23 protein-coding genes are annotated in these 23714 nt (G+C 73.6%); 14 read left to right on the top strand and 9 right to left on the bottom strand.

The features are described 5' to 3' along the window. Position 1 precedes the first annotated feature (1 nt). Positions 2-1240 carry an NADH-ubiquinone oxidoreductase-F iron-sulfur binding region domain-containing protein gene (locus ABZ806_RS21050; protein WP_500219021.1) on the bottom strand — a complete coding sequence of 413 codons (1239 nt, stop codon included), beginning with the start codon at positions 1238-1240 and terminating at the stop codon, positions 2-4. Between the two features lie 9 nt (positions 1241-1249). Next, a complete protein-coding gene (locus ABZ806_RS21045; RefSeq protein WP_500219020.1) occupies positions 1250-1912 on the bottom strand; it encodes a biliverdin-producing heme oxygenase in 663 nt (220 codons plus the stop codon). Between the two features lie 175 nt (positions 1913-2087). Here ABZ806_RS21045 and ABZ806_RS21040 point away from each other — a divergent pair, with 175 nt between their 5' ends. The 6 genes from ABZ806_RS21040 (at position 2088) to ABZ806_RS21015 (ending at position 8529) form a co-directional block, all read left to right on the top strand. Continuing rightward, positions 2088-2879, top strand: a complete 792-nt coding sequence (locus ABZ806_RS21040; RefSeq protein WP_500219019.1) for a DUF1838 family protein — start codon at positions 2088-2090, stop codon at positions 2877-2879. Positions 2880-3009: 130 nt separating this feature from the next. Continuing rightward, entirely contained in the window at positions 3010-3978 is a 969-nt protein-coding gene (locus ABZ806_RS21035) for an ABC transporter permease (RefSeq protein WP_500219018.1), read from the top strand. Next, positions 3975-4844 (top strand): ABC transporter permease, encoded by an 870-nt coding sequence (locus ABZ806_RS21030; protein ID WP_500219017.1) that lies wholly within the window; start codon positions 3975-3977, stop codon positions 4842-4844. The genes ABZ806_RS21035 and ABZ806_RS21030 overlap by 4 nt, the downstream gene beginning before the upstream one ends. A gap of 19 nt (positions 4845-4863) precedes the next feature. Further along, positions 4864-6423 carry an ABC transporter substrate-binding protein gene (locus ABZ806_RS21025; RefSeq protein WP_500219016.1) on the top strand — a complete coding sequence of 520 codons (1560 nt, stop codon included), beginning with the start codon at positions 4864-4866 and terminating at the stop codon, positions 6421-6423. Then, positions 6416-7363: an ABC transporter ATP-binding protein gene (locus ABZ806_RS21020; RefSeq protein ID WP_500219015.1), complete on the top strand. Its 948-nt coding sequence runs from the start codon at positions 6416-6418 to the stop codon at positions 7361-7363. The genes ABZ806_RS21025 and ABZ806_RS21020 overlap by 8 nt, the downstream gene beginning before the upstream one ends. Next, positions 7360-8529, top strand: coding sequence for an oligopeptide/dipeptide ABC transporter ATP-binding protein (locus tag ABZ806_RS21015; RefSeq protein ID WP_500219014.1), 1170 nt, complete (start codon positions 7360-7362; stop codon positions 8527-8529). Before ABZ806_RS21020 ends, ABZ806_RS21015 begins: the two co-directional genes overlap by 4 nt. Before the next feature lie 62 nt (positions 8530-8591). Here the strand turns inward: ABZ806_RS21015 and ABZ806_RS21010 are convergent, their stop codons facing one another. Continuing rightward, on the bottom strand, positions 8592-9212 hold the full coding sequence (locus ABZ806_RS21010; RefSeq protein WP_500219013.1) for a neocarzinostatin apoprotein domain-containing protein: 621 nt from the start codon (positions 9210-9212) through the stop codon (positions 8592-8594). Between the two features lie 121 nt (positions 9213-9333). Here ABZ806_RS21010 and ABZ806_RS21005 point away from each other — a divergent pair, with 121 nt between their 5' ends. The 3 genes from ABZ806_RS21005 to ABZ806_RS20995 are packed head-to-tail and all read left to right on the top strand — an operon-like array spanning position 9334 to position 11836. Beyond that, positions 9334-10059, top strand: a complete 726-nt coding sequence (locus tag ABZ806_RS21005; protein WP_500219012.1) for a VIT1/CCC1 transporter family protein — start codon at positions 9334-9336, stop codon at positions 10057-10059. A gap of 22 nt (positions 10060-10081) precedes the next feature. Then, entirely contained in the window at positions 10082-10531 is a 450-nt protein-coding gene (locus ABZ806_RS21000) for a DUF3598 family protein (protein ID WP_500219011.1), read from the top strand. Between the two features lie 45 nt (positions 10532-10576). Further along, positions 10577-11836, top strand: coding sequence for a DUF4437 domain-containing protein (locus ABZ806_RS20995; protein WP_500219010.1), 1260 nt, complete (start codon positions 10577-10579; stop codon positions 11834-11836). Positions 11837-11875: 39 nt separating this feature from the next. Here ABZ806_RS20995 and ABZ806_RS20990 read toward each other — a convergent pair whose 3' ends face one another. Beyond that, positions 11876-12679 carry an IclR family transcriptional regulator gene (locus ABZ806_RS20990; protein WP_500219009.1) on the bottom strand — a complete coding sequence of 268 codons (804 nt, stop codon included), beginning with the start codon at positions 12677-12679 and terminating at the stop codon, positions 11876-11878. Positions 12680-13130: 451 nt separating this feature from the next. Here ABZ806_RS20990 and ABZ806_RS20985 point away from each other — a divergent pair, with 451 nt between their 5' ends. Continuing rightward, on the top strand, positions 13131-13910 hold the full coding sequence (locus ABZ806_RS20985; protein ID WP_500219008.1) for an IclR family transcriptional regulator: 780 nt from the start codon (positions 13131-13133) through the stop codon (positions 13908-13910). 37 nt (positions 13911-13947) lie between these two features. On the opposite strand, the gene ABZ806_RS20980 is transcribed toward ABZ806_RS20985, so the two are convergent. Further along, positions 13948-14586, bottom strand: a complete 639-nt coding sequence (locus ABZ806_RS20980) for a response regulator (protein ID WP_500219007.1) — start codon at positions 14584-14586, stop codon at positions 13948-13950. Further along, positions 14583-15830, bottom strand: coding sequence for a sensor histidine kinase (locus ABZ806_RS20975; RefSeq protein ID WP_500219006.1), 1248 nt, complete (start codon positions 15828-15830; stop codon positions 14583-14585). Before ABZ806_RS20975 ends, ABZ806_RS20980 begins: the two co-directional genes overlap by 4 nt. 177 nt (positions 15831-16007) lie before the next feature. Here ABZ806_RS20975 and ABZ806_RS20970 point away from each other — a divergent pair, with 177 nt between their 5' ends. The 4 genes from ABZ806_RS20970 to ABZ806_RS20955 all read left to right on the top strand — a co-directional run bounded on the left by ABZ806_RS20970 (position 16008) and on the right by ABZ806_RS20955 (position 20285). After that, the gene (locus ABZ806_RS20970) at positions 16008-17093 is read left to right on the top strand and encodes an FtsX-like permease family protein (RefSeq protein ID WP_500219005.1); all 1086 of its coding nucleotides are present in this window, start codon (positions 16008-16010) and stop codon (positions 17091-17093) included. Next, on the top strand, positions 17090-17779 hold the full coding sequence (locus ABZ806_RS20965; protein ID WP_500219004.1) for an ABC transporter ATP-binding protein: 690 nt from the start codon (positions 17090-17092) through the stop codon (positions 17777-17779). Before ABZ806_RS20970 ends, ABZ806_RS20965 begins: the two co-directional genes overlap by 4 nt. Positions 17780-17844: 65 nt before the next feature. Then, on the top strand, positions 17845-18879 hold the full coding sequence (locus ABZ806_RS20960; protein ID WP_500219003.1) for a nitrilase-related carbon-nitrogen hydrolase: 1035 nt from the start codon (positions 17845-17847) through the stop codon (positions 18877-18879). Beyond that, a complete protein-coding gene (locus tag ABZ806_RS20955) occupies positions 18876-20285 on the top strand; it encodes an aldehyde dehydrogenase family protein (RefSeq protein WP_500219002.1) in 1410 nt (469 codons plus the stop codon). Before ABZ806_RS20960 ends, ABZ806_RS20955 begins: the two co-directional genes overlap by 4 nt. A 71-nt stretch (positions 20286-20356) precedes the next feature. On the opposite strand, the gene ABZ806_RS20950 is transcribed toward ABZ806_RS20955, so the two are convergent. From ABZ806_RS20950 to ABZ806_RS20940, 3 genes are all read right to left on the bottom strand, one after another. Continuing rightward, on the bottom strand, positions 20357-20701 hold the full coding sequence (locus ABZ806_RS20950; RefSeq protein ID WP_500219001.1) for a hypothetical protein: 345 nt from the start codon (positions 20699-20701) through the stop codon (positions 20357-20359). A 182-nt stretch (positions 20702-20883) separates the two neighbouring features. After that, a complete protein-coding gene (locus ABZ806_RS20945) occupies positions 20884-23409 on the bottom strand; it encodes an ABC transporter permease (RefSeq protein ID WP_500219000.1) in 2526 nt (841 codons plus the stop codon). After that, positions 23406-23714 (bottom strand): ATP-binding cassette domain-containing protein (locus tag ABZ806_RS20940; protein ID WP_500218999.1); only part of this gene is annotated, 309 nt, incomplete at its 5' end. The genes ABZ806_RS20940 and ABZ806_RS20945, both read right to left, overlap by 4 nt.

The raw sequence follows: 23714 nt of genomic DNA, 5'->3' as shown, positions 1-23714 counted from the left end.
CTCAATCTCCCAACTGGATCCGGATATCGAAGGGCCGGGCCCCGGCGCACCGGGCGCAGCCGCGGGCGGCGTGCCCGTCGACCAGGGAGCGGTGATGCCGGAACAGCGAACCGACCAGCACGCTCACCGCGTCCGGGGTGGCGCAGTTGCCGCGCCGGACGAGGCCGCCGGCCATCCGCTCCAGGCGGGCGGCGCCGTCGGGTCCGGCGGTGCCCGACATGAGCGCCGCGAGCAGGGCGGCGACCGCCTGCGTGCCGCGTACGCACGGGCCGCACTGCCGGGCGTTCTCCCGGTCGAGGAAGGCCGCCGCGCCCGCCGCGGCCTCGACCGGGCACTCGTCCGTCAGCAGCACGAAGGCCCCGCACCCGAGCGTGCTGCCGGCCGCGGTGAAGGCCGCGTGCGTCAGCGACAGGCCGAGCAGGCCGCCCGGAAGCAGCCCGCCCGCGAGCCCGCCGGCCAGGACGCCGGTCACCGCCGCCGCGTCCCCGAGGTGAACGCGTCCCAGCTCGCGCAGCGGAACGCCGTACGGAACCTCGTACAGGACGGGCGGCCGCCCGCCACCCGACACGGTCGCGAGGAAGGTACCGGGCGAATCGCCGGTGCCGGCCGACCGGTACGCGCGCGGCCCGAGCCGCACGGCCAGGGCCAGCTGCGCCAGCGTCTCGGCGTTGGCGACGAGCGTCGGCGCACCGTGCACACCCTCCTGCCAGGGGCGCGGCGGTTTGACGGCGGGCAGCGCGGGGCCGCCGCCGATGGCGCGGACGACGGCGGTCTCCTCCCCGGCCACGTAGGCGGGCTCCACCCGGACGACCTCCATGTCCGCGAACGCGCCCGCCGCCTTCTCCAGCGCGTCGGCGCCGGGCCGGTCGCAGGCGTAGAGGAACGACCGCTCCGCGCCGGCCGCGCGGGCGGCCAGGGCCAGGCCCTCGACGACCAGTTCGGGCCGCTCGCGGATGAGGAACCTGTCCTTCACCGACCCGGGCTCGCCCTCGGCGGCGTTCGCGACCGCGTACCGCCGCGGCGCCGCGGCGTCGGCCACCGCGCGCAGCTTGACGGCGAGCGGGAACCCGGCCCCGCCCCGCCCGCGTATCCCGGCCGCCCCCGCGATCTCGATGATCTCGGTCCCGGACGGACCGGTGCCGGACGGGCGGAAGCCGGTTCCAGGGGCGGACGGGCCGCTCGGCGGCGCGGCCAGCAGGCGCGCGGTGCCGAGCGGCCGGGTGTGCAGCGGGAATCCCATGGCGGCCGGTCAGGCGACCTGGAACTCGGACATCCGCTTGCCGAGGTCGGCCAGCACCTCGGTGTTGAGCTGGTAGGCCAGCAGCGTCTCGCCGATGACCCGCTTGCGCTGCACCTCGTCCAGGCCGAGGGCGTTCAGCCTGTCGCGGTACTCGACCTTGAACGCCTTGTAGTCGGGGATCTCCGGGAAGTTGTAGAACCCCACGCCGTCGTCGCCGCCGAACCCGTAGGCGCGCTCCGCGGACTTGCGGATCACCTGCCCGCCGGACATGTCGCCGAGGTAGCGGGTGTAGTGGTGCGCGATGAATCCGCCAGGCCAGTCCGCGATCTGGTTGATCCGCGCCACGTAGGTGAGCGTGGGCTTGGACGGCTCGACGGCGTCCTTCCAGCCGTCGCCGTAGAGCACCTCGAGGTCGTGTTCGAGCGCCTCGACCCGCTCCAGTTCGGGGAACACGAACCGGCCGGCGACCGGGTCGCCGGCGAGCGCGTGCCCCGCCTCCTCAAGAGCGACGTAGGCGAAGTAGTGCTGGGCGACCATCTCGGCGTAGCCGTCCTTGGAGATCTGGCCGCCGAGGAGCGCCTGCATGTAGTTGGTGTACTCGGCCGCCTCGTGGTCGGTCCAGGTCGCCTTTCTCAGCTGGTCGGCGAATCCCTCAGCCTGTGCGTCCGTCAACGTGGTCTCCTTGTCCGCGTCGCGCCGCCGATCGGGACGGCGTCGTGAAAGGCTTGCATTGAAACGATGTTTCACGACAGAGTGTCATCAAGATGGCGACACGCGTCAAGGGTTTTGACGACATGTCGTCGTGAAAACAGGCCGGCTGCGGAGCAGGCGGCGGAGAGGAGCCGGCATGCCGCCCGAACACGACCCCCGGCGGGCACTGGACGAGATGGTGCGGGTGCGCACGACCCGCGGCGGAGGCGAGGCGTTCATCTGGTGGACCGGGGACGTCTACGCCTGGCTGCCCGGGGACGGGCCGCACCACCTGTTCGGCTTCGAGGGCGTCAACGTCGCCCGGACGATCCCCGTGGACGGCGGGTACGAGCAGCTCAGCCGTGAGGCGGCGAGCTACCTCGACCCGTCCTCCCGGGAGGTCGTCGACGCCTGGGAGAACCGCTACACCGGCGAGACCGTGGACGTCGAGCACGTCTGGAACGACCCGGTCGACTTCCGCTGGCTGGCCGACGGGCGGCGCGGCCCGTTCCGGTTCCCCCGGACGCGGATCGGCGGCGACGTCGTCTTCAACACCGACGTGCTGCTGGCCTACCCGTCCCCCCTGCCGGTCGCCGACTATCCGGCGAACTCCGGGGACGACGTCTACCGGGCGATGGAGCTGTTCCAGTTCTTCACCCGCGCCGCCGACCTGGCCGACCCCGCGCTCGACAGCGTGCCGTGCACGCTGTCGTGGGTACGGGTCGCGCCCTGGCTTCCGTGGATGCGGATGGCCGACCGGCCCGGTGCGATGGTGTACCACTGCCGCGGCGCGAAGGTCGCCGGCTGGGACGAGGTGCCCGGCCGGGTCCGGCGGTTCGTCGAGCGGCGCCGGCCCGAGTTCCGGCACGCCCCGACGGAGTGGTCGCCGTCGAGCGAGACCAGCTGGACCGCCTTCAAGAAACTCCATCCGGCCGAATCCGCAGGCTGACGCCCTGCCGGGCAATCCATCGTTCGGATGACGACGGTCCGGCGCGGCGGCTCCTAGCATCGGACCATCGCGCCCTGATTCCACTATCGGGAACCTGATTCCGGAATTCCACCGGAAGGGGTGATCTCTCTTGGCCCGCTACGTGCTCCGGCGGATCCTCTCCCTCCTCGCCACCGTATTCGTGGTCGTCTCGCTGGTGTTCTTCCTGCTCCGGCTCTCGCCCGGCAGCCCCCTCTACACCCTGCTCGGCTACAGCTACAGCGAGGAGGGCCGCGCGGCGGTGGCCGAGCGGCTCGGCCTCAACGCCTCGATCCCCGAGCAGTACGTCCGCTACATCGCGCGCATGTTCAGCGGGGACCTCGGGCAGTCGGTGTTCTCCGGGCAGCCGGTCTGGACGTCCCTCGCCCAGCGCGTCCCCGTCTCGCTGGAGCTGGCGGTGCTGTCGGGCGGGGTCTGGATGGCCGTCGGCGTCGCCGCCGGATGCCTGGCGGCCCTGCGCCGCGGTTCGTTCTTCGACGGGTTCCTCCGCGTGTTCAGCGTCGTGGCGCTCTCGGTGCCGAGCTTCTGGCTGGGGCTGGCCTGCGTCCTGGTCTTCGGCGTCTACCTCACCGGGGTCTTCCCGGTGGCCTATGTGCCGCCGTCCCAGGGGCTGGGGCGGCACCTCGCCTCGATGGTGCTGCCGTCCTTCGTCCTCGGCCTGCCGGCCTTCGCCGTGGTCGCGCGGACGCTGCGGAGTTCGCTGCTGGAGGTGCTGGACCGCGACTACGTGGCGTTCGCGACCTCGATGGGCATGCGCCGCCGGCTCGTCGTCCGCAAGGTGGCCCTGCGCAACGCCGCCGTCCCGGCGGTCACCGTCATGGGGCTGATGCTGGGGATGCTCCTCAGCGGCGCCATCCTCATCGAGAACGTGTTCGGCATCCCGGGCCTCGGCCAGCTGATGGTCGACTCCTTCCGCCGCCAGGACTACCCGGTCGCGGCCGGATGCTGCCTGGCCGTCGCGGTCCTCTACCTGTTCAGCAACCTGCTCGTGGACCTCGCCCAGATGGTCATCGATCCCCGCATCAAGGAGAGCGTCCTCTCCGGGACGGAGACGCCATGAGCGAAGCCGGGCGGTGGAGCCGCCGGGGCGACGCGCTGACCTGGTTCGGCGGCGGCTGCGCCGGGCTGTTCTGCCTGCTGGCCGTCCTCGGGCCGCTGCTGACGCCCGATCCGAACGCCGGCAGCGCCACCGTGCTCGCGGGCCCGAGCCTGGAGCACCTGTTCGGCACCGACCAGCTCGGACGCGACCTGCTGGCCCGCACGGCGGCCGGAACGCGGGTATCGCTGCTGGTCAGCCTGTCGGCGGTGGCACTCGGCCTGCTCATCGCGCTGCCGCTCGGGGTCCTCGCGGGCTATGTCGGCGGCGGCCTGCTGGACGACCTCGTCATGCGGGTGCTGGAGACCGTCCAGGCGCTGCCGATGTTCGTCCTGGCCATGTTCGTGATCGGCCTCACCGGCACCGGCACCGGGCACGTCGGACCCGTCCCCGTCACCATCACCGCGAAGGTCGTGCTGCTCCTCGGGTTCGCGTTCATCCCCTACTTCGCGCGGGTCGTCCGCTCGGCCACGATGGCGGAGGCCGGGCAGGACTACGTGTCCGCGCTGCGCGTCATCGGGGTCCCGCGGTCCCGGATCGTGCTCGGCGAACTGCTGCCCAACGTGATGCCGGCCATGGTCGTGCAGGCGTTCCTGGCCATGGCCCTGGCCGTCTTCGCCGAGGGCGGCCTGGGCTTCCTCGGCCTCGGCGTCCAGCTCCCGCAGGCGACGCTCGGCAACCTGACCGGCGGCGGCACCGGCTACCTGCCCGGGGGCGTGTGGTGGTACTCCGTCCTGCCCGGCGCGGTGATGCTCGCCGGAATCCTCGGTTTCAACCTGATCGGTGACGCGCTGGCCGACCGCCTCGGCGAGCGGGGCACCGCGCGATGACCTCCCGGAGGTTTCCATGATGGCCAACACACCGGCGTCCGGCTGGTCCCGGCGGCGGGTCCTCGGCACGCTCGCGTCGGGCGCCGCCGCGATCCCGCTGTCCGGCGCCGCCGGCTGCGCGGGCGGCGGGACCGCCGCGGGCAGCACCCTGCGGATCGGGATCGAGGCCGGCCCCGGCAACCTGAACCCGCTCGACTCCGGCAGCGAGGTGACCCGCTGGATCGCCGAGCCGATCATGGAGTCGCTGTACGACTACGACGGCGAGCTGCGGTCGGTCCCGCTGCTGGCGAGCGCGGAACCGCGGGTCTCCGCGGACGGGCTCACCATGACGATCCCGCTGAAGAAGGGGATCACCTTCCACAACGGGGACGCGTTCACCGCCGAGGACGTCGTCGCCTCGCTCAAGCACGTGACCGCCCTCGCCAGCGGCAGCGAATGGATCGTCTACTTCCTGCACTACTACTCCGCCGCCCGCGCCGTCGACGCGCACACGGTGGAGATCAAGCTCAACCGCCGGTACGGGCTGATGCGGTCGCACCTGACCAACCTGCCGATCACGCACCGGTCGTTCGTCGGGCGCAAGGACACGATGATGGGCACCGGGCCCTACCGGCTGGACCGGGTGTCGGACGGGCTGGGCTACTCGCTCAGCGCCTACCCGGACTACCACGGGACCAAGGCCGCCTTCCAGCGGATGGAATACCAGATCATCCCGGACGGCTCGACGCGCGCGGTGAACCTGCGCGCCGGCAAGGTCGACATCGCCACGAACCTGCCCGTCGCCGCGCTGCCGCTGCTGCGCGGCGACAAGCGGGTGACCGTCCACAAGGTGGACGCCCCCATCGACGTCCTCACCTACGTCAAGGCCGGCGACCGGCCGTTCTCCGACGCGAACTTCCGCAAGGCCATCGCGTACTCGATGGACCGGCAGGCCGTGGTCGACAAGGTCTTCGGCGGCGCCGCCACCCTCGGCCAGGGGCCGATCGGGCCCGCGGAACTCGGCTACGACCCCGCGCTGAAGGCGTTCCCGGCCCGTCCCGACCTGGCGAAGGCCGAACGATTCCTCGCGGCCGCCGGCGGGAGCCGCGAGTTCACCCTCACCATCGCGGCGGGCCAGACCATCGAGGGAATCGCGCAGATCCTCGTCGAGAACTGGAAGAGCCTCGGCGTGCGGGTGAAGCTGGAGGTGCTGCAGAGCGGCCCGTGGGCGCAGCGGTGGATCTCCGGCGACTACCAGATGATCATGAACAAGTTCGCCAGCGGCTTCACCAGCGGCGCCGCGAACTACCTCACGCTCTCGCCCGCGCAGTCCGGCAGCGTCCTCGCGTGCGGTTACCGCGACCACACCGTGGACCGGGCACTGGACCGGGTGTGGGAGACCTCCGACCGCGACGAGCGGGCCCGGCTGCTGAAGCAGGTCGGCCGCACCCTGGCCGAGGACGCCGTGATGTTCCCGCCCGCCTACCCGCAGATGGTCACCGGGCAGCGCGACGGCGTGGCACCCATGGATCCGGCGCGAATGCGGATCAGCCGCCTCGGCGTCGCCGCCCTCCGCCCCGCCGGAGGCTCCCGTGCCTGAGCCGGTGCTGCTGGACGTCGAAGACCTGCACGTCGACTACCCCGGGCACGCCGGCCGGACCGTTCCGGCCGTGCGCGGGGTCACCTTCCGGCTGCGCCGCGGCGAGGTCCTCGGCCTGGTCGGGGAGTCGGGCAGCGGCAAGAGCAGCGTGTGCGCGGCGCTGACCCGGACCCTCCCGGACGGCGCGCGGCTGCGCGCCGCCGGCCTGGCGTTCGACGGCACCGGGCTCATCGGCCTGCCGGACGAGGCCATGCGCGGGCTGCGCGCGACCCGCATCGGGCTCGTTCCGCAGCGGCCGATGACGTCCCTCAGCCCGGCGACCCCGGTGCTGCGGCAGCTGCGGTGGTACGGCGGCGGGGAGGACCTCGTCCCGCTGCTGGAGCAGGTCGGGCTGCGCGCCGTCCTGGACCGGCCCCGCGACTACCCGCACCGCTTCTCCGGCGGCCAGCTGCAGCGGCTGCTGATCGTGCTGGCCGCGCTGGCGCGCCGCCCCGACCTGCTGATCGCCGACGAGCCCACCACGACGCTGGACGCCACCGTGCAGGCCCAGGTGCTGCGGCTGCTGCTGGACCTGCGGGACCGGCTCGGCCTGGGCATCCTCTACGTCACGCACGACCTCGCCGTGGTGGCGCAGGTCTGCGACCGGGTCGCGGTGATGTACGGCGGGCGGCTCGTCGAGACGGGACCGGTCCGGCAGATCTTCGCCGCGCCCCGGCACCCCTACACCAAGGCGCTGCTGGCCGCGCTGCCCGGCCGGACCCGGCCCGGCGACCGGCTCGGCGCCATCCCGGGCAGCGCCGTCGACGCCGCCCGCCACCCCGGATGCCCGTTCGCGGCGCGCTGCCCGGTGGTACTGGAGCGCTGCCGCGAGGAGGCGCCCCGCCCGGTCGTCACCTCCGAGGCCACCATCAGCTGCCACCACGCCGAGGAGCCCACATGACCCCACCCCCGACCAGCGCGTCCCCGAACACCCCACCCCCGAACACCCCACCCCAAAACACGCTGGCCCAGAACACGCCGCCCCCGAACACGTCGGCCCCGAACACGTCGGCCCCGAACACGTCGGCCCCGAACACCCCGCCCCCGAACACGCCGGCCCAGAACAGCCCGCCCTGGAACGGCGTGCCGCTGATCGAGCTGGACCATGTCACCCGCAGGTTCACTCTTGGGAAGGCGCTCGGTCCGCGCGGGCGCCGGGTCGTCCACGCCGTGGAGGACGTGTCGCTGTCGCTGGGGCCCGGAGAGACCCTCGCGATCGTCGGCGAGTCCGGCTGCGGCAAGTCGACCGTCGCGCGGCTGGCGGTGGGGCTGCTGCGGCCGACGCTGGGGCAGGTGCGCGTCGGCGGCGTTCCGGCCGGCGCCCGGCTGCCGCGCGAGGTGCGCCGCACCGTGCAGTTCGTCTCGCAGAACCCGTGGTCGGCGCTGAACCGGCGCAAGAGCATCGGCCACGCGATCGGGCAGCCGCTCGCCGTGCACGGGCTGTGCGCGTCGGCCGCCGAGCGCGCCGCGCGGGTCCGCGAACTGCTGGAGCAGGTGGGGCTGCCGCCCGAGTACGCGGGCCGCAGGCCCGGCGGGGTGAGCGGCGGCGAGCTGCAGCGGGTCACCGTCGCCCGTGCGCTGGCCGCCTCCCCGCGCGCGATCGTCCTGGACGAGCCGACCGCCAGCCTCGATGTCGGCGTGAAGGCGACGCTGGTCAACCTGCTGCTGGATCTCCGCGAGTCGCTCGGGCTCGGCTACGTGCTGATCACCCACGAGCTGGACATCGCCCGGCATCTGGCCACCCACATCGCGGTCATGTACCTGGGACGCGTGGTGGAGGCCGGCCCGGCACCGGAGGTCTTCGCCTCGCCCCGCCACCCCTACACGCGCACGCTGCTGGCCGCGATCCCCGAGCCCGACCCGTCCCGGCGCGACCTGCCGGTGCTGACCGGGGAGGTGCCCTCGGCGGTGAACCCTCCGCCGGGCTGCGCGTTCCACCCGCGCTGCCCGTACGCGGTCGGCGTCTGCGCACGGCAGAGGCCGGAGCTGGTCGCGATCGGGGCGCGGCACAGCGCGTGCCTGCGCGATGCCGAGGTGCTGGACATCGCGGCCGCCGAAGACCGGTGACGGCGACGCCGGCGGCCGGGGGCGGGACGGTGCGCCCGTCCAGCCCCCGGCCGCGCCGCGGGCTAGCAACCGGCGGGGGAGGACCGGCCGCGCCTGACCAGGAAGAGCACCACGCCCGCCACCACCACGACCACGATGGCCCCGCCGGCCAGCAGCATGCCGCTGCCGCCGTCGTCGTCGCCGGTCGCGCCGTCCTCCGCCGCGGCCGCCTTCGCGGACGGGGCGGCGGCCGGCGCGCTTCCGCCGCCGGTGAAGGTGACCGGCGCGGTGACGTAGTTGCGAGTCGATCTCGGATCGGCCGGGTCGTTCGTCATCAGGGCGCACGACGTCTTGGCGCAGTCGGTGTCACCGAAGGACGCGACCGCCTTGAGCTTGGTGTTCAGCGATCCGTCCGCACCGGTGGTCGCCTTGGCGTAGTGGCCGGTGTCGCAGGCGCTGCCGAGCGGCTTGCCGGTGTCGCAGAGGGCCACGAACAGCAGCTTCCCCGGTTCGAAGCCCGTGCCCCGCACCGTGATCTCGGTCCCGGGCGTGAGGTCCCCGGACGGGGTGAGGGTGATCTCCGGCTTGGCGTCGGCGGCCGCGGCCGCGGCGGTGAGCGGGCTCGCGGCCAGCAGGGCGACGGCGAGCACGGGCACGGCCGACAGCGGCCTGGCCCAGCGCGGACGGGGGTGGGGTGCGGGCATCTGGGGCCTCCCTTGGGACGTGCTCGCAAGCTCCCGAAAGAGCCTCGGCAGTGACTTGCGAAACACTGTTTCACGACATAGTGTCGTAAAACAAGAGCAGTGGAGAGCCGAAGGGACCCCCATGAACGCCGAGGCCGCGACCCTGACCCCGCCGGTGGAGCACCACCGCGGGCACCGCGATGTGACCGGCGGCTGGCTCCGTCCCGCGGTGTTCGGCGCGATGGACGGGCTGGTGTCCAACTTCGCCCTGCTCAGCGGCGTGGTCGGCGGCGGCGCGTCGTCCTCGGCGGTGGTCGTCACCGGGCTCGCCGGGCTCGCCGCCGGGGCCTGCTCCATGGCGGCCGGCGAGTACACCTCCGTGGCGTCGCAGGCGGAACTGATGCGGGCCGAGATCGAGGTGGAGCGCACCGAGCTGGCCCGCGACCCCGAAGGCGAGCTGGCGGAGCTGACCGCCCTCTACCGGGCCCGCGGACTGGACGAGAAGACCGCCGGCGCGGTGGCCCGGCAGCTCTCCGAGCAGCCCGAACTGGCCTGGCGCGTACACGTCCGGGAGGAGCTCGGCGTGGACCCCGACGACCTGCCCTCGCCGTACGTGGCCGCGGGCTCGTCCTTCACCGCCTTCGCGCTCGGCGCGATCATCCCGGTGCTGCCGTTCATGCTCGGCGCCGACGGCCTGCTCATCGCCTCGATCGTGAGCACGCTCGGGCTCCTCGGCGCGGGCGCCGCCGTGGCGCGGCTGACCGCGCGGCCCTGGTGGCGCGGCGGCCTGCGGCAACTGGTCCTCGGCGGTGCGGCCGCCGCCGCGACCTTCGGCATCGGCGGCCTGGTCGGCGCTGGCCTGTCCTGATCCGATCTAGCAAGGAGAACCCATGGGCATCCGCGAGGACATGCCGCTGCTGGCACGGCACGAGGGCGACTGGGAGGGCACCTACACCTATGTGGACCGGTCGGGGAAGGTCACCGACGAGCACCGGTCCCTGCTGTCGTGCCGCCTCCCCGGCGACGGCACCTGGGACTACTACCAGGTCAACAAGTACACCTGGGCGGACGGGCGGACCGAGGAGCACCGGTTCCCGGGCACCTACCTGGGCGGGGGCCGCTGCGCGTTCGACACCGAGCGGATCAAGGGCGAGTTCTGGGCCGTCGACGACACCACGATCTACCTGTCGTGGGTCTACAAGGAGCGCGGCGCCGACATGCGGCTGTTCGAGCTGATCGTGCTCAGCGACGACGGCGCGAACCGCAGTCGCACCTGGCAGTGGGTCAGCGGCGGCCGCTGCGTCCAGCGCACGTTGATCAACGAGACCCGGCTGCCGTGAACGTCCCCGGCACAGTAGTCCCCGGCGCAGTGAAGGAGTGATGAGATGCGAGCCCATGTCGAGCTGATCCAGGAGGACGACTACGTCTGGCACGGCGCGGAACTGGTGGGAGGTGAGGGCCGGGCGAGCGAACGGCGCCTGTCGGTGGACGAGGAGGACGGTTCGTCGTCGCTGCGCGTCGACTTCCACACTGACTGGGGACGCGGGCCGGGCATCCACCACGCCGACACCGAGTACCACGTCCTCGAAGGATCGCTGACCTACGGCGGCCGGACGATCGGCAAGGGCGGCTACGTGCATGCGCCGAAGGGGGTGCCGGCCGAGGCGATGACCTTCCGCGAGGGCACCCGGATCCTGCACTACCGCGAGTACGGCGACGCCGGTTTCGACCCGGTGGACGGCGCGGGCGCGCCGCGCTGGGCGGACGCCCGCGGCGAGGTGACGGTCCTCGACACCGAGGCGATGGCGTGGGACGCCGTCCCCAACGCCGGTCCCATGCCGGGCCTGTTCATCAAGTACCTCCACGTGGACCCGGTCAGCGGTTTCTACACGCGCCTCGTCCACTCGCAGGAGGGGTGGACCGACCATCGCCTCGCCCACCATCCGTGCTACGAGGAGGCGTACACGCTGCAGGGCAGCATGGAGTACAACTTCGGGACGCTCGACCCCGGCACGTACTTCTTCCGTCCCGCGCGCGTCAAGCACGGGCACTTCACCACCCCCGAGGGCGGCGTCACCTGGCTGATGCGCTCCGACGGCGAGCTGGTCAACTGGTACACGCAGAACGAGTGGCTCCGCTGGGGCGGCGAGGCGGTCAACTACGGTCCGGGCGGCGGCCGCATGCGGTGGTCGATGTCGAGCCACGACATCGGCCGCGGCGTCCCGCCGCGCGGCGACCGGGACCTGGCGGACCTGCGGGCCTCCGTGCTGTTCCAGCGCGAGCAGGGCAAGGACGACGTCGACTATGTGCCGAACGGGACGGGCGCCGACAAGAGCCTGATCGCCATCGCCAAGGCCATCGACATCGCCGAGCTGCGGGGCGGGCACGGCCCCGGCGGCGCCCACGACCACGACTCGGACCACGACCACGACTCCGATCACGACCATGAGCACGAGCCGGTCACCGCGGACTGGGGCGCCGAGCTGGGCGACCTGGAGCACCCCGACGAGCGGACCGACGAGCAGCGCCACAACTGGGGCGCCGGCCGGGCCTGGAAGGAGGGGCAGCCGATCCCCGCACCCATCATCTCCACCCTGCCGGTGCGCAGCCGGTCGACCGGCCGCTGGGCGGGGGACGGCATGTGACCGCCGGGCAGGGTCCCGGACCGCCCGGGGCCCTGCCGGTCAGGCGTTGTGGCCCATGCCGGCCGACAGCCTGCCGGTCACCTCGAGCAGGGCCTCGGCGCACCGCTTGGCCTCGCCGCGGAACCGCTCGGCCGGGCCGCAGACGCTGATCACGCCGGCCGGCCTGCCGTGGTGGTCGAGGACGGGGGCGGCGACCGACGCCGATCCGGGCTGCCGTTCGGAGACCGACTGGGCGTAGCCGCGTCTGCGGATCGTCCGCAGCTCCTTGCGGAGGGCGTCCTCGTCGACGATGGTGCGCTCGGTCAGGCGGGTGAGCGGCGTGTCCGCGAAGTAGGCGTCGATCTCCTCCTCGTCCAGGAAAGCGAGGAACGCCTTGGACGAACCCCCGGCGTGCAGCGGATACGGGATCCCGAGACCGACCGACATGATGACCTCCCGGCTCGGCGTCACCTGGTCCACGTACACGCGCGTGTTGCCGGTGCGGATCGACAGCGTCGCGGTCTCCGACAGGGAGCGGGACAGGCTCGTGAGCTCCGGCGCCGCGATCCGGCGGATGTTGATGCGGTCGAGATAGGCCAGCCCGAGCCGCATCGTGGTGAGGCCCAGCGAGTAGCGGCGCGTCTCCTGGTCCAGGTCGATCAGGCCGCGCAGCCGCAGGGACGCGAGGATGCGGTGCACCGCGGCCTTGGAGAGGCCGAGCCGCTCGGCGATCTCGGTCACGCCGAGGGTGACCGAACCGGGCTCGGCGAACAGGACGAGCACGTCCGCGGCGCGTTCCACGGTCGCGACCGTCTTGCTCGACGACTCGCCGCCGCGGCGGCGGATCGGCTTGGATGTGTCCATGGGCATGGGAGTCCCTACTTGCTGGGCGCCCGTGTCCGGCCGGCACAGGCGGATGGGCGGCGTTCTGGCGCTGAGAGGATTCCATCACGCCCCGTAGAGCACTCGGTGACCGGTCAGCGTTCGTCGCCGGGGACGGCCGCGATGGTGCCGGGCGCCGTCCCCACCCGGGCCCCGGACCGAGCGTCGGTCATGGACGGCACCACCTTCGCTCAGTTGTTTCGCTAGCGGAAACGCTAGCGTGCGGCAATCCGGATCGTATCAGCACGCCGGACTCGTCAAGATGGCGCTGATCACCGCAGTAGTTGAGGCTGCCTCTGGGCAATAACCCTGATTGCGGCGGGTGTGGCGACCACGTCGACCTGACGTGTGTTCCGCTAGGCGAAACAGATGGGCGCCGACGACCTGGTCGGCCGCTGCCTGTGCCGTGGCCGGTGAACCCTAAAATCGTGGCGTGACCGACCAGACGACCGCCGCTCCGCCCTCCGGGGGCACCGAGGTCGCGGGGCGTGTCGCGGACGTGCTGCTGCTGTTCGCGGGCGGGCCGGAGCATCTGGGTGTGACCGCGATCAGTCGTGAGTTGGGGATCTCCAAGGCGGTGGTGTATCGGATTCTGCAGTCGCTGGTGTCGCGGGAGATGCTGGAGGCGGGCACGTCGGGGTACCGGCTCGGCCCGGCGGCAGTGGCGCTGGGGGTGAGTGCGCTGCGGCGGTTCAATGTCCGCAGTGCCGCCGCGCCGGTGCTGCGGCGGTTGCGGGACGAGACGGGGGAGACGACGACGCTCTCCGGCCTCGCCGGTGACGAGCGGGTCTACCTCGACCAGTTCGAGAGCCCCCGCGAGGTGAAGATGACGGTCGAGGTCGGGCGGCGGTTCCCGCTGCATGCGGGCTCGTCCGGGCGGGTGATCCTGGCGTTCCTGCCCGAGTCGCGGCGTGAGGCGCTACTGGCGCGGCCGCTGGCGGCGCTGACCGATCGGACCGTCGTGGACGGGGCGGCGCTGCGCGACCGGCTCGCCGAGACGGCCCGCGAGGGTGTGGCGGTGTCGTTCGGTGAGCGGCAGGCCGACGCGGGCTCGGTCGCCGCGCCGCTGTTCGGCCCGGACGGCGAGGTGCACGGCTCGATCAGCGTCTGCGGCCCCGGCCACCGCTTCACCCCCGACGCGGTCGACCGCTACCGGCCCCTCGTCCGCGACGCCGCCGAAGAGATCTCCCAAAGCTGGGCCGCGCACTCCTGACCCCGCCCACTCCTGACCCCGCGCACTCCTGACCGGGTCAGGACGAGCGGATGAGGCCGCGGCGGGTGGCGGCGGCTACGGCGGCGGTGCGGGAGTCGACGTCGAGCTTGGCGTAGATGTGCACCAGGTGCGTCTTGATCGTGGTCTCGCTGAGGAACAGCCGCTTGCCGATCTGCCGGTTCGACAGTCCCTCGGCGACCAGTTCCAGTACCTGCAGTTCGCGCGCGGTCAGCGTCGCGACGGGGGAGCGCATCCGGCCGAGGAGGCGTGAGGCGACGCTGGGCGCGAGCGTGCTGTCGCCGGCGGCGGCCGCCCGGATCGCGGCGAACAGCTTCTCCGGAGGCGCGTCCTTGAGCAGGTAGCCGGTGGCGCCGGCCTCGATGGCGGCGAGGATGTCGGCATCGGTGTCGAACGTCGTCAGCACCAGGACCCGGGGTGCGCCGGAACCCGCCGCGGTGATCTGCCGGGTCGCCTCGCTCCCGTGCAGGCCCTCGCCGAGCTGCAGGTCCATCAGCACGACGTCGGGCCGCAGGCGCCGCGCCTCCGCCACCCCCTCCGCGCCGGTCGCGACCTCGCCCACCAGGGCGAAACCGGGCTGGTCGAGCAGCATGGCGCGGATGCCGGAGCGCACGACCGGATGATCGTCCACGAGCAGGATCCGGATCGGTTCGCTCATCGTCGCTCCTCACCCCCGGGCACCGGCAGGGTCGCCACCACGGCCGTCCCCTCCCGCGGTACGGACTCGATCGTCAGCGTCCCGCCCAGCGCGCGGGCCCGGTCGCGCATCGCCCGGAGCCCGTAGCCGGTACCGCCACCGTCCCGCGCATCCTTCCCCACTTCCCTCCCCGCTTCCTTCCCCGATCCGGCCGGTGGACGACCGATCGCCGCGGGATCGAAGCCGCGCCCGTCGTCGAAGACGTCCAGCATCACCATGTCGTCGAGATAGGTCAGCGTCACTCCGACGTTCTCGGCCGCGGAGTGCCTGGCGACGTTTCCGAGCGCCCCCTGGGCGATGCGCAGCAGCGCCACCTCGTAGGCGACCGGGAGTTCGGCGGGAGCGCCCGTCACGTCGAACCGGATCCGGGACGCGGAGCGGACGGCCGCCGACTCGGTGATCCGGCGCAGCGCGTCGGTGAGGGAGGACTGCTGCAGCACGGGCGGGGCCAGCCCCCGCACGAAGTTGCGGGCCTCCTCCAGGTTCTCCGCGGCGGCCTGCTCGGCCTCCGCCACCCGGGCCAGCGCCGCGTCCGTGCCGCCGCCGAGATCGCGGCGCGCGGCCCGCAGGAGCAGGATGATGCTGGACATCCCCTGGGCGAGGGTGTCGTGGATCTCCCGGGCGAGGCGCTCGCGCTCGGTGAGCCGTGCCGTCGCGGACTCGACCTCGACCAGTTTCTCGCGGGTGCGGACCAGGTCCTCGATGAGCAGGCGGCGCTCCTCGCTCTCCCGGTAGAGCGCCTGGTAGGCGAGGGCCATCAGGGTGGCGACGGACGCGCCGATGGTCGGGCCGAGCACCTCGGCCAGCCTGACCCCGCCGCCGTGCCAGGCCACGGCCCCGACCGCCGCGGCCGTCAGCAGGGCCACACCGGGCAGTGCCGCGGGCAGCGGCAGCAGATGCAGGTAGAGGAAGAACAGCGGGAAGGCCAGCCAGACGAAGTCGGGGGAGGACAGGGCCAGCCCCGCCCATGCGGCGGTGAGCAGTGCGAGCCAGAGACGGGCGAGGCCCAGCCGAGGACGTCGATCGCGCCCGGCCCAGAGCACCCCGCCGGCGTAGATCGCACCGAGGGCCAGGCCGCCGGCGGCCGTCCACGCCCGCCCGTCGTGCAGGGTGCGCACCAGGGCGACCGCGAGCAGCACCAGGAAGGTGCCGTGCACGGCCCAGCCGAGCAGGCGCATCGCCGGAGAGAACAGATCGGTCCGCATGTCCCCACTCACGGTAGGCGGCGGCCGGACGGGCCGGATCGATCGAAAGATGGATGTCCGGCGGTCCGGAAGAAGGCGATCCGCCGGTCCCGGCGCACGATGCGCCGCCACGGCGGGGCCGCGCACGCTGGAGATGTCCACTTCAGACGCAGAGGAAACGGGGGGCGTGCGGTGTTCGTGGCGCTACGGGACCTGCGGTTCGCCAAGGGGCGGTTCGCGCTCATGGGATCGGTCGTGCTGCTCATCACGCTGCTGGTGACGATGCTGTCGGGGCTGACGGCGGGGCTGGCGCGCGACAGCGCCTCGGCCGTCGAGAACCTGCCCGCCGACCGCATCGTGTTCGGCACGGGCGACGGGGAGACCTCCTTCTCCGAGAGCCGGATCGACCAGGCGACGATGAAGGGCTGGCAGGACGTCGCGGGGGTGACGGCCGAGCCGCTCGGCATCTCGATGAACCGGATCAGCTTCGGTCCGGCCGGGGACCGGGGCGCGCCGGTCGCGCTCTTCGGGGCCGCGCCCGACGGACGGGAGGCCACCGGGAACGCCCGTCACTCCCTGCCGTCCGGCCAGATCGTGCTGTCGGCCGAACTGTCCGAGAGCACCGGGCTGGCGGCGGGCGACGGCGTCCAGATCGCCGGGCAGCGGTTCGCGGTGGCGGGCACGGGCGAGGCGTCGTCCTACAGCCATACGCCGGTCGCCTGGATCGGGGTGGACGACTGGCGCGCCCTCAGCCCGGAGGGCGGCGACGCGCAGCGGCAGGCCGCCACCGTCCTGCTGCTGGACGTCACCGGGAAGCCGGACCTGGACGCGGCCGACCAGCGCCTCGGGACGACCACGATCGCCCAGGGCGACGCGAAGTCCGCGATCCCGTCGTTCTCCGCCGAGAACGGGTCGCTGCAGCTCATGCGCGGGTTCCTGTTCGCCATCTCGGCGCTGGTCATCGGCGCGTTCTTCACGGTCTGGACGATCCAGCGCCGGGGGGACGTGGCGGTCCTGAAGGCGCTCGGCGCGAGCACCGGCTACCTGCTGCGCGACGCGCTGGCCCAGGCCGTCCTGGTGCTGCTGGCCGGGGCCGGGCTCGGCGGCGCGATCGGCGCGCTGGCCGGGTTCGCGATCGGGGACGGCGTCCCCTTCGTCGTCTCGGCCGCCACCACCCTGTTCCCGGTGGCGGTGATGATCGCGCTCGGCGCGGTGGGCGCCGCGCTGGCCATCCGCAAGATCACCTTTGTCGACCCGCTGACCGCGCTTGGAGCCGCACGATGACCCTCGCTCTCGATGACGTCGTCCTGACCTACCCCGACGGGGAGCGCACGCTGACCGCGCTCGACAGGGTGAGCCTGAGCGTCGCGCCCGGCGAGTTCACCGCGGTGGTCGGCCCGTCCGGATCCGGCAAGTCGAGCCTGCTGGCCGTCGCCGCGACACTCGTCCAGCCCGCGTCCGGAACGGTGTCGGTCGCGGGCCGGGAGGTCGGCGGGCTGAGTCCCGCCGCCCGGTCCCGGCTGCGCCGCGACCATGTGGGCATCGTCTTCCAGCAGCCCAACCTGCTGGCGTCGCTGACGGCCCTCGACCAGCTGACGGTGATGGCGCACATGGCCGGACGGTCCGCGCGGCAGGCCACCGGCCGGGCCCGGGAACTGCTGGCCGCCGTGGGCCTCGCGGACCAGGAGCACAAGCGGCCGCACCAGCTCTCCGGCGGCGAACGCCAGCGCGTCAACATCGCCCGCGCGCTGATGAACGGCCCCGAGGTCCTGCTGGTGGACGAGCCCACCAGCGCCCTCGACCACCACCGCGGCGAGCGGATCGTGCGGCTGCTGGAGCGGCTGACCCGCGAACGGCGGCTGGCCACCGTCATGGTCACCCACGACCTGGCCCAGCTCACCGCCGCCGACCGCGTCTACTCCATGATCGACGGCCGGCTGGCCGAGACCGACCGCGCCGCGGCCGCCTAGCCGTTGCGGTCCGATCCTGTTATGTTCCGTATTTAGGAACGCTGTTTCAATTTGGGAAGGTCGCCGTGGAACATCCCGCGTACCGGGCACTCGCCCTGCAGACCTCGACGCGCTGCGTGAGCGGGCTGCCCGTCGCCGAGGCCCGCGCGGCCGTCACCGCCGCCATCGGGCGGATCGGCGGGCAGGTCCGCGCGTCCCGGGCCTGGATCGGAACCGACCTGCGCCTGGTCGTGCTCCCCGAGTACGTCCTCACCGGCTTCCCGCTCGGCGACCCCGTCCCGGCCTGGGCGGAACGGGCCGCGCTGGCGCCCGGCGGCCCCGAGTACGAGGCGCTCGGCGAGATCGCCCGGGACCAGGACGTCTACCTCGCCGGCAACGCCTACGAGACCGATCCGCACTTCCCGGGCATCTACTTCCAGGCGTCCTTCGTGATCGACCCCGCCGGCGAGGTCGTCCTGCGGTACCGGCGGCTCTACTCGATGTACTCGCCGACCCCCTACGACGTGTGGGACCGCTACCTCGACGCGTACGGGCCGGACGCGGTCCTGCCCGTCGCCCGCACCGGGATCGGGAACCTCGCGGCGATCTGCTCCGAGGAGATCCTCTACCCCGAACTGGCCCGTGCGCTCGCCCTGCGCGGCGCCGAGATCCTGTGCCATCCGACCTCCGAGGCGTCCAGCCCCGCGCTGCCGCCGAAGGCCGTGGCCAGGCGGGCCCGCGCGATCGAGAACCTCGCCTACGTCGTGTCCGCCAACAGCGGCGGGCTCACCGGCATCCCCATCCCGGCCGACTCCACCTCCGGCGGATCCGAGATCATCGACTTCGAGGGGCGCGCCCTCGCCCAGGCGGGGCCGGGCGAGAGCCTCGTCGCCGCCGCCGAACTCGACCTCGGCGCGCTGCGCCGCCACCGCGCCCGTCCGGGCATGGCCAACCTGCTCGCCAGGGCGAAGCCCGCACTGTGGGCGGCCGAATACGCCCGGCTCGGCGGCGAACGGCCCAACGAGCTGGGCGACGGCTCCGCGGCCCCCGACCGCGGCTGGTTCGCCGCACGCCAGCGCGACACCATCGAGCGCCTGCGGGACGCCGGGGTGATCGCATGACGGGCACGCCGTACCAGGTGCGCGATCCCCGGACCGGGGCGGTGGTCCGGCCCCTGCGCCCGCCCGCCGACCTCCGCGCGCACGCGGGCGCACTGCGCACCGCGCAAGGGCACTGGCAGGGCCTCCACCCGGACGAGCGCTCGCGCGCGCTGCTGCGCTGGCGCGACGCCATCGACGCCGCCCACGACGATCTGGTCGCCGCGCTGGTCGACGACACCGGACGGCTGATCGAGTCGGAGATGGAGGTCCGCAGCGTCCTTGCCATGCTGGACCGCTGGGCGGCACAGGCGCCCGGCCTGCTCACGCCGCCCGCGCCCCGCGCCGCGTCCGTCCCCGGCATGCGCATCGCCGGGGCGGCGACCCCGTATCCCCTCGTCGGCGTGATCAGCCCGTGGAACTTCCCGCTGCTCCTCGGGCTGATCGACGCGATCCCCGCGCTCGCCGCGGGCTGCGCCGTGCTCGTCAAACCCAGCGAGGTCACCCCGCGCTTCATCGCCCCGCTCGGCGAGACCCTGCGGGCGGTACCCGAACTCGACGCGGTCCTCGGCGTCATCGAGGGGGACGGCGACGTCGGCGCCGCGATGGTCGGACTGGTGGACGCCGTCGTGTTCACCGGCAGCGTCCCGACCGGCAGGGCCGTCGCCGCCTCGGCCGCCGCCGCGTTCATCCCCGCCTTCCTCGAACTCGGCGGCAAGGACCCCGCGATCGTGCTGGACGGCGCGGACCTCGACCGGGCCAGTTCCGCCATCCTGTGGGGCGGCACCGCCAACGCCGGCCAGTCCTGCCTGTCGATCGAACGCGTCTACGTGGAGGAACCCGTCCACGACGAGTTCGTCGGACGGCTGACGGCCAAGGCGAAGCGCCTCCGGCTCGCCCGTCCGCGGGTCACCGACGGCCAGATCGGGCCGATCATCGACGCCGACCAGGCGGCGGTCGTCCAGTGGCACCTCGCCGACGCGCTCGCCCGCGGCGCCACCGCACACTGCGGCGGCACGGTCGAGCGGATCGACGGCGGCTGGTGGTGCCGGCCCGCGGTGCTGACCGGCGTGACCCACGACATGGCGATCATGACCGAGGAGACCTTCGGGCCCGTCCTGCCCGTGATGCCGGCCAGGGACGCCGAGCACGCGATCGGCCTCGCCAACGACTCGGCCTACGGGCTGTCGGCCGCGGTGTTCGGCGCGACCACCGCCGACGCCCTCGCCGTCGCCGGCCGCCTCGAAGCCGGCGCGGTCAGCGTCAACGACGCGTCTCTCACCGCCTTCGTGCACGAGGGGGAGAAGAACTCCTTCAAGAATTCCGGCCTCGGCGCCTCACGGATGGGCCCCGCCTCCCTGCGGCGCTTCCTGCGCACGAGGGCCTACCTCATCAACGACTCGGAAGCCGCCGACCCCTGGTGGCACTGACCGGGCCTGCGCCGGTGCGCCGGCCCGCCCCTCCCGCGCGGACCCGCCGCGGGAGGGACGGGGGCGCCGGCTCAGCCCCGCCGCAGGCCGACGGGCACGGGCGGGTCGGTGACGATCCTGGTGTCCAGGAACTCCCACCAGTCGTCCTGCCTGACCCGCTCGCCCTCCCACTCGGCGTCGGCCTTCAAGGTGCCGAGCGCGGCGCGGTAGGCGCCCCAGGCGGCCTCGTCGTCGAAGGCCGCCCAGTTCTCGATGGTGTAGACGTCGCCGATCACGCTGTAGTACCAGCGGACCTCCCTGACCATGGGCAGATCGCCGTAGAACCAGCGCTCGCGGTCCTCCAGCCACGCCCAGAACGCCTTCTGGTTCCGGCGGGACCGCTCGCTCAGCTTCATGCGGTAGACGAGGTAGATCATTCGGCACCTTCCGTGGAGGTTGTTCCACTTTCAGGAACGCCGTTTCAGTTTAGCCCGCGAGTCTCGTTTTGGGGAGCCCGCGAGCCGCGCCTTGTCGGAATCGCGTGCGCCGCCGGGGACGGTGGTTCCGAGCAGAAGCTCCATGCGAGTCCTTCGAGGCGATGCCGCGGCCGGGCCGTCTCTCAGCCGGTGGTGTCGGGGCCGCCGCGCAGGATGATGCGGGTGGCGGCGAGGGTGGTGAGGGCGGTGAGCGCCAGGGCGGCGGCGACGGTCGCGGCCAGGATCCAGGGCGGCCCGCCCGGGACGGCGGAGTCCAGCACGCTGAGACCCGCGGGGACGAGGGTCAGGGCGGCGATCAGCAGGCCGAGGGTGATCCCGGCCGCGGCGACGAGGGTCGCCTCGACGGCCATCATCCGCAGGATCTGCCGGCGGGTGGCTCCGACCAGGCGCAGCAGCCCGAACTCGCGGCGGCGTTCGGCGGTCGCGAGCGCGTGGGTGTTGATCAGGGAGATGACCGCGTAGCCGACGACGACGGCGAGGACGAGCCAGGCCATGGTGGCCTGGGTGCGGTCCTGGTCCTGCTGGGCGGCGGCCAGGCCGTCGCTGTCGGTGAGCTGGAGGCCGGGCCGACCAAGGGAGGTCAGCGCCGTGGCCAGCGCGGACCGGTCGGTCCCGGGGGCGGCGCTGATGAGGATCTGCGGGACGAGCCCCGTGCCGGCATGCGGGGCAAGCAGCGCGGCCGGCACGAGGGCGGTCTCATAACCGCGCCGTGCGTCGATGGTGGCGACGAGCTTGAGGCGCGTGCGGCTGCCGTCGCCGAGCCGCATGGCGATGGTGTCGCCGAGCCGGTGTCCGGCGGCGTAGCGGGTGGGCAGCGCGACGGTGTCGCCCCGCAGCGCGGTCAGGGTGCCGGTGGCGGCGCGGTAGGCGGTCGTCCGGTCGGCTCCCTGCGGAGTGATGCCCTGGAGGGCGAGTGCGGTGGGCTGCGGCCCGGCCGATTCCTCCTCACCTCCGCCGCCCGACGGCGCGGGTGCCACGGCCGGTTCGATGAAGCCGCGGCTGGAGATCTGGGCGGTCGCGGCGGCGACGCCCGGGACCGCGCGGACGGTGTCGAGGGTGTCCAGGGGCAGGCCGCCGGCGGTTGAGGTGAGCACGAGGTCGGCGCGCTGGGCCTGCGCGAAGGCGCGGCGGTTGCCGTCGGACTGGGTGGTCTGCAGGTAGGTCAGGCTGAGGGCGAGCCCGGTGGCGAGCATGACCGGCATCACCGCGGTGGTGAGGCGGGCGGTGCGGGCGCGGGCGTTGGCGGTGGCCAGTTCGCCGGTCAGGCCGGACAGCGCGCGGACCGGCCGGGCCAGGACGGCGGCGATGGCGCGGGCCAGGACGGGGCCGAGCAGGCCGAACGCGATCGTCCAGACGAGCGCGGCGGGAGTGGCGACGCCGCCCGCGTCGGGACCGTCGGACCCGGCGGTGCCGACCGCCAGTGCGGCGCCGCCGCCCAGGCCCAGCACACCGAGGACGAGCCGGCCGGTGCTGAACCAGCGGCGCTGCAGCGCCGCCTCGGCGAGCGCCTCGGCCGGGCGGGTGCGCGCCGCCTGGTGCGCGGCCATGAACGCGGCGCTCAGCGCGGCGCCGAGGGCGAGGCCGGCGCCGGCGATCAGCGGGACGGCGCCGCTGCGGAACGCGACCAGGTCGGAGACCACGCCGCCGTGCACGAACACGTCCAGCAGCCCATGCCCGAACCAGGGGGCGAGGAGACAGGCGGGCGCGGTCGCGGCCACCGCCAGGATCATCGTCTCGGCCAGGATCATCCGGCGCAGCTGGCCGGGGGTGGCGCCGACCGCGCGCAGCAGCGCGGTCTGCCGCTGCCGCTGCCGGATCGACAGGCCCACGGTGCCGGCCACCACGAACACCATGGCCAGCGCCGCCAGGCTGCCGAACGCGGCGGCGAGCGGGATCAGGTCGTCGGTGCCCTCGACCAGCGTGGGGTCCTCGGCCCGTCCCCGGTCGTCCCCGGTCAGCACCGCCGTGCCGGACCCGGCGGCGTCCCCGAGCGCGGACTCCACGGCCCGCGCGACCTGGCCGAGGTCGGCGCCGGGCCCGAGCAGCACGCCGACCGAGTCGATCGTGCCGGGGTGTCCGGTCAGGCGGCGCGCGTCGGTGTCGGAGACGAAGACGTCACCGGTGCCGGCGGCCAGCCCGACGATCTGGAATCGTTCGGCGGCGCCGTGCACCAGCAACTCGACCTGGCCGCCGAGACGCGTCCCGGCCCGCTCGGCCAGCTCCTCGCCCAGCACGATCTGCCCGGGACCGGACGGCGCGGAGCCCCGCGCGAGCCGGTGCGGGGCGAGCCGTGCCGAGGCCCAGTTGTGCCCGGCGACCGTGCCGTGGGAGGCGACCGCGGCGGGGAAGGAGACGTCCGGCACCGCCGCGGCGACCCCCGGGACCGCGCCGATCTTCGCGGTCAGGGCGGCGTCCAGGCGGGCCCGCTCGGGGAAGATCAGCTCCTGGACGGTGCCGTGGTAGCGCTGGTCGCCGGTCACCACGATCGGGGCGGCGGCCAGCCGCTGCGGCGGCGCGGCGGAGCGGATGCCGGTCTCCAGCAGCCCGCCGCAGCCCACCACGATCAGCGCGCCCAGGAAGAGCGCGGCGAACGAGGCCAGGAAGCCGGCCTTGTGGAAGCGCAGCGTGCGCAGTGCGATCCCGGTCATCGGCCCGCTCCGTCCGCACCCAGGCGCGTCATCCGCGCGGCGACCCGCTCGACGGTCGGCCGGTCCAGCTCGCCGGCCAGGCGCCCGTCCGCCAGGAACAGCGCCCGGTCGGCGTGCGCGGCGGCGACCGGATCGTGGGTGACCATCACCACCGTCTGCCCCGTCTCCTCGACCGCCTCGCGCAGCAGGCCGAGGACCTCCCGGGCGGTACCGGTGTCCAGCGCGCCGGTCGGCTCGTCCCCGAACAGCACCGCGGGCCGGGCGATCAGCGCCCGCGCGATCGCGACCCGCTGCTGCTGGCCGCC

This window comes from Spirillospora sp. NPDC047418, from assembly GCF_040643275.1.
Lineage (GTDB): Bacteria > Actinomycetota > Actinomycetes > Streptosporangiales > Streptosporangiaceae > Spirillospora.
This window is presented reverse-complemented; position numbering and strand designations above follow the sequence as displayed.